Raw genomic sequence first — 9,877 nt, 5'->3', positions numbered from 1 at the left:
GCAGCCTCGAGGCGAAACTCGGGGCTAAAATTGCGTCTGTTACGTCCGGTCATAATGTCACCTGTTTTGACTATGAGGTGATGATATCACCTCTATTCAGGTGGCCAAATTCACTATGCCACTACAAGGTCAGTAGACATTGTATTTCAAAAAAGTGATAAAGAATTTATTGAAAATTACTTTCACTATAGGGGGCCAGCGTAGAACCCCTAAATGCGGGTTTGAGCATTGATAAACGCAGGTCGCTACAGGGAGTTGACTTCAAAGATAGATCGATACTAAGAGAGATAGTCTGAAGCGCGCAGGGCCTCAACTGCGAGGATATCTGACATTTGTACGTCAATGACTACGATACCCGCCATTGCAGCTTCAATGGCAATCTTGCTAATAGCTGTCTGGATGTCACCGCGGCCTCTAAGACTAAGGTGTAACGTCACATCCGAGAGGGATACTTCAATAAAAATACCCGCCCCACCAACGATGGCGGTGTCATCCGCCTGCCATATAAGTCCAGGGAATAGTTGTTCGGCATATGCCTTGTAGTTCGATCGTGCGAAGGAACTGTCCTGCTCGAGTTCACCGATCGAATTCACTACACCCGTTGCTTTTACCAGCACGAAGTCAAGACTCATTATTTATTCCGACTTACTTTCATGAACGGACATTTTAACTTTTCCTGGCCAATAAGTTCCATCAACTCTTTGGCCTGATGCTGAATCGACCAGCCGGTCAGAAACGTCGGCGACGGAATAATCGCGTTCCGTTATCTGACGAACGGCTTCTTCCTTAAATTCAGGTGTAAATCGTGGTGTGCCCATTCGCCCCACCTATGCTCAAACTATAAGGCAGGATCGTCTACCGGGGTGGAGTTGTAAGTATCCCGGTAAACCGGACTATTCCCTTCTGGAGATCTTCCGGTATGTGGATTGGATTACCCTTAAAGCGAACTTCCCCTCATCGCTCATAGCAGACCTTCATCGCTACGTGCTTGTCTGCTGTGTGCCAGCAGCGGACATTGCAAACTTAATTGAGCGTTTAAACTGTGGAGCTCATCCATTCAATAAACTGTCTATAACATCTCGCAGTGAGTCCTTTAATACATTTTAAAATGCGACATCCGTAAGTAACACGATGCCGCTTTTAGTTATTTACTCTTCATATTTTAAGCTAAATCTTTATCAGGATAGTGCAGGTACATCTTATATCCACCCTCACAGCAATTTACAATTTTACCTATTCCGGTGACGTGCGGACCTGCTACCAGAGTATTTGAATTAGCAAGTTGTGCCAGAAGCACTTTACGGGTTGCGATGGCCCGAGGTGGGTCAAGGTCGAAACCAATGCTCCAGTGAGGGTAGCGCAGTTGAAGCAGTGTCGAATGGACAACATCTCCCCATATGAGCAGTTGCTGCCCACCGTCCGTAATTGAAATTCCTGAGTGGCCAGGAGTATGGCCATACAGCGGAACCAGATGTACACCAGGTATCACTTCACCAGTTGCAGCTATTGGGTGGATAGCGCCATCATATGCGGCCAATACACTCTCTACCAACTCAAATAAACCACTTTCAACCAGCTTAGGATAAGCAGTTTTGGAGGCAGTATCTGTCCAGAATGCTAGCTCTACTTCTGAGAGATAAAGCGTTGCGTTAGGATAATGAGGTTCACCATTTTCATTAATCAGGCCTCCTATATGATCCTCGTGCAGGTGGGACAAGATAACACCTTCTACCTTTTCTGGCTGATACCCTGCGTTTTTTAGCGCGGAAGGTGCTTTCCCAAAGCGAGGTCCCAACTCAGCGCCGCAGCCAGCATCAACCATCCATATTTGTTCACCTCTTTTTAGGATGAAAGCATTAATCGGTTCAGGTGAAGGGCCAACAGCTGGCAACCCCACGCTTTTGAATAGAGCTGCGCCTTCTTCTGACTTTGCTGCCGGAATAAAATCCCCATCACAAAGGAACATTCCATCCAGTAAAGTAATAAGCGTAAATTCACCAATCTGATGTTGCTCAATCATTTAATTTTCCTGAAAATTTTAAATAGCCTTCACCTGAAGTGTTAGCGTGTTAATGAGTATTTGTTTTAACCAATGAGAGAATGATTGCCAGGAGAGCGGCTATTGATGCCAGGATCATTACTGCAGTCCAGCCACCCCGAAGCCAGACTATTCCAGCTGCTGCAGAACCAGTCGCACCGGCTGCAAACTGTGAAGCCATAAATACGGTATTGAATCGGCCTCGTGCACTACCTGCTGCGTTCAGCACTAATGCTTGTTGACTAATTAACGAGACCTGTAGTCCCGTTGTCATGAGCACTACACCAATGCACAGACCAATGAAGCTGGAAAAAGGGATCATCAGGAAAAAGCTTGCAACTACCATTATCACCCCCGAACGGATGGCATGAATCGGTCCGAGTCCTCTAAAGATACGCAACCACAAAGGTGCCAGAACGGCACCAGCCAGTGCCACCAGGCCAAACATGCCAGCTACGCTGCTGCTCATGCCATAACGTGGAGTTTGTAGTAACAAAGCTAATATGGTCCAGAACGCGCTGAACCCAAAGAAGAGCAGGCTTTGGATGGCTGAAGCTCTCCGCAAAGCGGGTTGTTTGCGTACTAGCAGAAATAGAGATAATAACAATTGGACGTAGGAATGATTTTCCTGGGGCTGGCTGCGCGGTAGGAAGAGCGCCAGACATGCGAGCATCATCACGGCAAGTGCCGCACCCATAATGAACACCGATCGCCAGCCGAACCAGTCACCAACAAAACCACTCGCCGTTCTTGCCAGTAACACACCAACCAATAGGCCAGTGGTGATCGTCGCCAGCGCACGTTCACGTTGAATCGGTGAGGCTAGCTCCACGGCATGCGGGATCATCTGTTGCGCGATAGTGGCAAATACACCAATCAACATTGAGGCCAGCGCGAGGCTCCCCAGACTTGGTGAGAGGCTTGCGAGCACCATTGCAACTGCCAGGCCAAGACACTGAAGAAGAATAAGCATGCGGCGTTCAATTTTATCACCAAGCGGAACAAGAAGAATCAGCCCCAGGGCATACCCAATTTGCGTAGTTGTAGCAACGATGCCCGAGGGGGCATCCATGTCATTCGCAATCACACCCAGTAAAGGCTGGTTGTAATACTGGCTGCCAACAGCGATGCCAGTTGCTATTGCCATGATCAAAATTTGATGACGACTTAGCATTTTGCTTACCGTTGAAATCGCTGGGGTCGTTTTAGTGTGCTCAGTCATCGCGCTGCCGCTCGACATTGCTGCTTTTTAAATGACAAATCTTCAATGGATTTAGAATGCAAATATCCAGACACAAACACCTCCTGACAAACTTGATGAAATCGCGAAATCAGTGATAACAGACAGGACGAGATATTGACTGAATGATACGTATCTGGGAAATTGATAGTTTAAATAGCTACTATCTTTAAAAATGATGAAACCTTTATTGCTTCGGAACCTCGATTTGAATCTTCTGTATGCTTTTTCAATTTTGATGGAAGAGCTGAATGTAAGCCGTGCTGCAGAGCGTTTGTATATTGGTCAGCCAGGGCTATCCACCGCGCTTAAGCGCTTACGTGGAGCCCTTGATGACCAACTCTTTGTCCGTGTAGGTCGCAAATTGCAGCCGACACCGCGTGCGCAAGCTATAGCACCGGAAATCGCCAGAGCGTTGGCAGCCATTGAGCGTTCCATTCAGCCTCTGAATGCTTTTGACCCGAAATCATGGGCTGGCGAATTCAGAGTCGGTTTATGCGATAACCTTGAAATGGCTTTTTTTGGGGCTCTTACGGCGAGCTTAAGAGAGAAGGCACCACATGCGCGGGTGGTAGCAGTGGCTGCTACAAAGCGTGACTCCGTTACGTTGCTTGACGAAGGAGCTTATGATTTCAGTGTGGCAGTGCACAACGATCCAGCATCCTGGCATGTACGTGTACCACTCTTTGATCAACACCTGATGTGTGTTTATGATTCTAGAAAGGTGCAACTTTCCTCACCGATTAGTACTGAGGATTATCTGAATGCACAACATGTCACGGTTTCCTCACAAGGTAGCGACACCCAGGAGCTGGATAATTTTCTGCAGAAAGCAGGTATACGCCGTGAGGTCGCCGCTAGCGTATCTCGCTATGCCGCCGTCGGCCCGGTTTTGCAAGCTATAGGGGCGATAGCCACCGTCCCAGAGACAGTGGCGTTTTGTATGGCACGAATTTATGGCCTGAAAACCAGTCCGACTCCGATTCAGCTGCCCTCTGAACCAATATCAATGCTTTACCGTAAAGTGGACGATGTGAGTGGAAGTTCAGCTTGGTTTCGTCAGCAATTCATGGAGGTTACGGCGTATACTCTGTCCGGTTTAGACCCCGACGCAAAATGTGTGCATCGAGGGTCCGGCAGCCATGTTAGAAAAGATGAACGCATATAACCAAGGTCCGCTCATCGCTCAGAGCGGACCTTCAGTTCAGTCCGATGGTCTGCTGTGTGCCAGGAACGGAAGTTGTCAGAGCTGAATTTCAAATATCATTATTTGCTAATAGCGTTGCTGCCAATTTATCAGTTTCCTTAAACTGTCCTGGTGTTTTTCCAAAACGTTCCCTGAATATCTCAATGTAAGAACTGACGTTGCTATAGCCGCTCAGATAGGCCACTTCGTTTACGGATAATCCGGCGAAAATCCATTGAAGTGAGGAGAGTACTTTTGCCTGCTGGCGCCATCGGCTAAAAGTAAGCCCGGTCTCCTGATGAAACAAACGGCTAAGATTTCGTACGCTAATTCCCCATTTATTAGCCAGTTGCGTCTGATCCAGCACGCATCCGGGGTTTTTTAATAATTCGTTTGCAACGTTTCTTGCCCGACGATCTTCCGGCAGAGTGAGCTGAAGTGGTAATTCAGGTAGGTGGTTCAGCTCACAAGTTAATACTTTCAGAAGTGCATCCCCGTAATCGGCTGGCCTGTTCAGGCAAAGGCGTTCAAGCAACGTCAGGATAAAAGTATCCGTTCCATAAACCCCGGAACAAAGGGGGAAATGGATACTTGATAATGGTTCAAGGTAAAGACATTTGCCGCTTACGGCCCTTGTACTCCGGGCTCTGTGGTAAAGATTCGCTGGAAACCATCCCATCGACCCTGGAGTAACAACCCATTGAGTCAATTCCGTTTCAATTATCATAAGTCCCTGACTGAGCCAGAATAGCTGGCCTGACCCGTGTTTATGCCACTCCGTAGAATGCGCAGCGTCATGTTCAATCTGGGATATTTTTATCTGCATGGCCGATTAACCGTATATGTTGTCATGATACCGATAATATCCCATCCAGGTTCTGAAATAGACTTCCTGCCATCACTCAAAAGGATAATCTACATGCAAAACATTAAGCAGACAGTCATTGCCGCACTACAGACGATAATCACTGATCCGTTGCACGACGAGATTCAAATTGCATTGTTTTTTGCTCCTGACTATCAACAGCGCGTGGATGGTAAGGAACTGGATTATCGTGGGTTTATCAGACATATGAAGGCCATCAAGTCGCATACAACACGGATGAGCATTTCTATTAAAAGTATCGTGGCTGAAAATGATACCGTGTTCACTCATCATTATGTAAATGTGGAAAAAAATCAGGGTGAGAAGAGTGAATTTGAAGTTTTTGCCCGCTTTACTTTGTTATCTGAAAAGATCATCCGCTGTGAAGAGCTAACGAGAATGATTAACGGGTTGTCTGGAGACAGCGATTTAGGTAGCAGAACTTAATTTTTTCTTCAGCCTGTAGTCAGTGGCCCAGGATATGGGGATCGCCACAGCTGCGATAGCCATCTTTTAAGTTGGCATATTAAATGCCAGATACGGGCACTGCTCCCTCACAACATTATGCGTAAATCACTGTGGATCATCTTGTTTTCTATAGGTCTATGTTTTTCTGAATGCCAGTTAAACGCAAACGTGATGACTGGTAAGGGAGTTACTGACGTAGCGGTGAATCATCAACGCTGGCGGGTCATTCGCAGGAGGAGCGTTTACTGTTCCAAACCAGACAGGATTAGCCGGGCAAACGGAGCCACAAATGTAGGCAGGTATGCCCGCAAACGTACCCGCTATTGGTCTGTGGACATGGCCTGAAGAAATGGCGAGCAGTCTGGTCGGGGCGCGTCTAATAAAACCTTCCATCTCAGGCAGACCTCTGCACATCGTTTCGTCCAGCGTTGGTATGCCAGATGCAAATACGTGATGGTGCATAAACAGCAATGACGGAGGGCTGCATGGGTCGCTAAGTTGATTATCCAACCATTCCAGATGGTCAGTCACACTGCCGTAATCCTTATAATCAATCGTCGAATCCAGACCAATCAGACGAATGCCACCGGTGTTATGAATGAAGTGCAGGGCCTCTCCTTGGGCATCGTGCGCCCATCTGTTCTCATCCCAAACAGAACGTAACAGACAGCGGTCGTCTGAGTTACCCGGCAGGACCAACGAAGGGTAATTTTGCTGATTCAGACGGTCAGCTATCTTTATATAACCTTCCTGCCAATGCCCATCTGTTAGATCACCTGTAACTACCAACACGCCCGGCTGCAGATGCATAAGCCAATTTAGTACCTGGTCGAACCGAAACAGATGGTCATTTTCGGGTGAGGCGTGAATGTCTGAAACCTGCGCTATCAGCATAAAAACCTCATACGATTATTGTGTGGGGAACAAGATCGTGATTCATAACCATGAATCCGGTTTCAAATTTCATGTTTTTCACTACTAATGGCAACAATGGACAGATTAATTAGGATCAGTAATTCAAAAAGTTGCGGTGAATCAGACTGGCTGCAAAGGCGTTCGGGAATTCACAATGAATCGCTAAGTTCAATTCTGACTGCTCAGAGCCAATGTTAGCAGGGATGCGTAACTTCCGCTCCTCGCTCTCAGCGGACTGTAAACCAGCTTTATAAGTTGACCTAGCTATTGCCACCAGGCCCTAGCCGCATAGCCTGAAACGCTACCTCTGGCAGTTCGGCGGAGCTTATGGGCCAACTAGTTAAGGCAGTCGGGCTGACAACCTGGTCGCGCCGGGGAGCTCGGAGGGGCCATCCATATGTTGAATAGATTGATGGCTGTGTGTCATCAGTTGTAAATCTATAACTTTAAGTTAAATTAAAAAGACAGACTATCAATTATAACAATGAATTTTTAGGAAGGATGAATATTAAGTGGATCGGAAAGAGAGAATTATGTAAATTTGTAGAGTTTTATTTTAACTTAAAGTGATAAATATAAAAAACCATATGAATACAATCATCAATCGTTAAAGGGAATGGGGTTTTTATGATGCAATATATTACAATTAATAACATCCTCCTATTAGGTGTGACTGGAGCAACTTTATCAATTTTAATTCTTTTCACATCATCCATATTATACTATTTTTTTTTCACACAATAATGGAACGCTACAGTATTTACTTAAAACCATTATAATAGGGCTCATAACAACACCCGTCGCTATAGTTCTATTGTTCGCCCTTGTGCATTATGTTTTCTGGCAAAAAGGAATTTTATCAGCATGGCGTTATATTTCACCTTCAAATAAAAAAAAGAATGAAAATACGATTGCCAATACTGAGTCTGCGGATGTTTTAGTTCATCTCGTTCATGGTACCTTTGAACCTAACGCACCTTGGACACAATCAAACTCAGATCTGTGTAAAGAAATCAATAAGGTAAACCCAAAGCTAGGAATTTCCCGCTTCGTATGGGACGGGAAAAACACTGAAACATCACGAAAAAATGCAGCACTGCAGTTGGGTAATCATATCAAGGATTCGCCAGCCAAATATAACTACATTATTGCTCATAGCCATGGCGCTGCTATTGTAAGAGAAATGTCGTATATGTTTGATGACGTTGCGAGAAAGGTTGAGGGAGTCTGTCTTCTGTCGCCTCCTTTTATTTATCGACGTAAAATAACTCGCACATCCGGTGCATTGATGCATCTTATTGATATAAGTGGCTCTCTCTCAATCCAACTTATGTTTGCCCTAATTCTAAAACCTTTTGGCCTGTATGATTTCTATTTTGCATTGCTCGTTTTTGCGCTCACCGCATTTGCAGAAGTCAAACTATCTCAAAAATATAAAAAGGAAGTTTTGAGTGAGGTCGAAGATGGCAAGCTACGAGAAGCTGTGGATTTCAGAAATGTTGAGATTTATCATGCTATAGGCGATGAGGCGGATTCTGGATTAAGGTTTGTAAGCTCACTTCACGAAGGATGTTTTGCAATATTCTCGCAGCTGAAAAAAGCTCAAACAAGTCAACACAAGTTAATACATTGGTCAGCATTTATAAGTTACATTTCGCACATTCTTGCTGGTCTAATAGTTTGGGAGTTTTACCCTCAAGATACAGCATGGCTGATTTCATTATTAGTAAGCTTCACAATCGTTTTTTTATCTCACATTTTCCAATGGCTAAGACCCTCTAGAGATATTCCGCATGTTTTATTCATAGCTGCAATGCCTGTTGCCATTTTCTCGTTTTGGCTGGCTTTGGCTAAAGGAATAGCCTATGGAGACCTGCGTTTAATTTTCTGCCCTGAGGTATTTATCGCATCATCAGAAACTCCTGCTGGAGATCATCAGGTTCTTAAGTTTGCTCCACAAAGCGATGGGGTTCTAATGCACTCTACACACTCGAACGCTGAAGCTTTGCAAAATGTCGCTCAATGGTTGTACTGTAGTGAAAAGGAAAGAAAAAACCGCAACACATAGTTTATACTATTAATTAATAATATAATCTGTAGCTCACTCCTCATCTAAACCAGTTGGGGGAGTAATTGTGTAAAATTTAGTTCGCTTAATCAATTAGATTTAGACGGAAAGTTTATTTTTCTCAGGAATTTTTCTGAATATACTGCCTCAAAGGAATATGACCCACGCCCTTTTGATTAACAAGCCGTGAGGTTAGTAATGTCCGCTTCTCGCTCATAAGGGGCAACCATACTCAAATCTCCCATATTGCAGGAGATTTGAGTATGAACACGTCACCCTGGAACAAAGGCCGTATCTCACTTGCTGAAAACTATATGAGCTATGCGTGGATACAACCACCCGATAGTTTATCGGAACATCAGCCTGAATTATCATTCACTGGCAATATTTTTTGTTAAACTCATTAAATGACTTCATCTGCAAGTGATACTCATAAACTAAGGATTTATCATCAATCGTGTATGCAATGGGACGGCGTGAGTACTTAACGTCTAATATCAAGTGTTGTGGCTCTGCAGAGATAAACCGAGCACCTATTTTTTGATTGATTTTTGTTCGGCCAGAAATGATTCCGCACACATAATTCGCCCCCTCAAAGTGATGAGTGCTCATTTCGGAGAATAATATTGGCTTTGAAAAATCAATATCGCTATCGCAAAAACCTAACATCATTTTCTTATTATTTTCATTTGAAGGATCTTTTGCTAAAAAATCTTTGAATAAATCACAACTTGCCGATGAACTCGCTACTTTTTTAAGAAAATTAATCACATATGGCTTAATTTGTTTGTGCTGAATATTTTCTTGACCATTCGAAGCTGGAACTATAGTTAATAGAAGCAACGCAGATAAAACCAAACTTCTCATGAGCCTTCCTCCGTGAATGGATGTCCATGTTACATCGGCAAAAAAAATACCTAACTTTAATGACCTGTGATTTTCAACCACATTAGACGCTTAAATCACCTTGTGGTGCAATCAATAGCAATCCGTCCGTTCCTCGCTCAAAGCGGACCTTCGGTTCAGTCAGAATGTCCGCCCTGTGCCAGGAGCGGAACTTGCTTACATCAAACTATGTTAGTTTGAAGGGAGCAGAT

The 9,877-nt window shown here is 44.6% G+C and carries 9 protein-coding genes and 1 pseudogene; 3 read left to right on the top strand and 7 right to left on the bottom strand.

Translation table 11 applies throughout. The features are described from left to right. Positions 1 to 278 precede the first annotated feature (278 nt). The 4 genes and pseudogenes from CWS43_RS19735 to CWS43_RS19720 form a co-directional block, all read right to left on the bottom strand. Positions 279 to 632 carry a hypothetical protein gene (locus CWS43_RS19735; protein WP_101078777.1) on the bottom strand — a complete coding sequence of 118 codons (354 nt, stop codon included), beginning with the start codon at positions 630 to 632 and terminating at the stop codon, positions 279 to 281. Positions 633 to 710: 78 nt separating this feature from the next. Further along, positions 711 to 818, bottom strand: a pseudogene (locus CWS43_RS27280) (transposase); the annotation flags it as partial. A gap of 344 nt (positions 819 to 1,162) precedes the next feature. Beyond that, positions 1,163 to 2,020, bottom strand: coding sequence for an MBL fold metallo-hydrolase (locus CWS43_RS19725; RefSeq protein WP_101078775.1), 858 nt, complete (start codon positions 2,018 to 2,020; stop codon positions 1,163 to 1,165). 49 nt (positions 2,021 to 2,069) lie between these two features. Then, complete coding sequence (locus tag CWS43_RS19720; protein ID WP_232777084.1) at positions 2,070 to 3,278, bottom strand: MFS transporter; 1,209 nt, start codon at positions 3,276 to 3,278, stop codon at positions 2,070 to 2,072. A 208-nt stretch (positions 3,279 to 3,486) separates the two neighbouring features. Between CWS43_RS19720 and CWS43_RS19715 the strand changes: the two genes are divergently transcribed. Next, the gene (locus CWS43_RS19715; protein WP_232777082.1) at positions 3,487 to 4,446 is read left to right on the top strand and encodes a LysR family transcriptional regulator; all 960 of its coding nucleotides are present in this window, start codon (positions 3,487 to 3,489) and stop codon (positions 4,444 to 4,446) included. 88 nt (positions 4,447 to 4,534) lie between these two features. On the opposite strand, the gene CWS43_RS19710 is transcribed toward CWS43_RS19715, so the two are convergent. Further along, entirely contained in the window at positions 4,535 to 5,191 is a 657-nt protein-coding gene (locus CWS43_RS19710; RefSeq protein ID WP_232777081.1) for an AraC family transcriptional regulator, read from the bottom strand. A gap of 192 nt (positions 5,192 to 5,383) precedes the next feature. On the opposite strand from CWS43_RS19710, the gene CWS43_RS19705 reads away from it, so the two are divergent. Next, the gene (locus CWS43_RS19705; RefSeq protein ID WP_101078772.1) at positions 5,384 to 5,776 is read left to right on the top strand and encodes a nuclear transport factor 2 family protein; all 393 of its coding nucleotides are present in this window, start codon (positions 5,384 to 5,386) and stop codon (positions 5,774 to 5,776) included. A 177-nt stretch (positions 5,777 to 5,953) separates the two neighbouring features. Here the strand turns inward: CWS43_RS19705 and CWS43_RS19700 are convergent, their stop codons facing one another. Continuing rightward, positions 5,954 to 6,691 carry a metallophosphoesterase gene (locus CWS43_RS19700; RefSeq protein ID WP_101078771.1) on the bottom strand — a complete coding sequence of 246 codons (738 nt, stop codon included), beginning with the start codon at positions 6,689 to 6,691 and terminating at the stop codon, positions 5,954 to 5,956. 847 nt (positions 6,692 to 7,538) lie between these two features. Between CWS43_RS19700 and CWS43_RS19695 the strand changes: the two genes are divergently transcribed. After that, complete coding sequence (locus CWS43_RS19695) at positions 7,539 to 8,780, top strand: hypothetical protein (protein ID WP_157825416.1); 1,242 nt, start codon at positions 7,539 to 7,541, stop codon at positions 8,778 to 8,780. Positions 8,781 to 9,155: 375 nt separating this feature from the next. Here CWS43_RS19695 and CWS43_RS19685 read toward each other — a convergent pair whose 3' ends face one another. Then, on the bottom strand, positions 9,156 to 9,647 hold the full coding sequence (locus CWS43_RS19685) for a hypothetical protein (RefSeq protein WP_101078769.1): 492 nt from the start codon (positions 9,645 to 9,647) through the stop codon (positions 9,156 to 9,158). Positions 9,648 to 9,877: the final 230 nt, after the last annotated feature.

Source organism: Rahnella sp. AA (assembly GCF_002834385.1).
Lineage (GTDB): Bacteria > Pseudomonadota > Gammaproteobacteria > Enterobacterales > Enterobacteriaceae > Rahnella.
The sequence above is the reverse complement of the archived record's forward strand: the minus strand, read 5'-3'. Positions and strand labels throughout refer to the sequence as shown.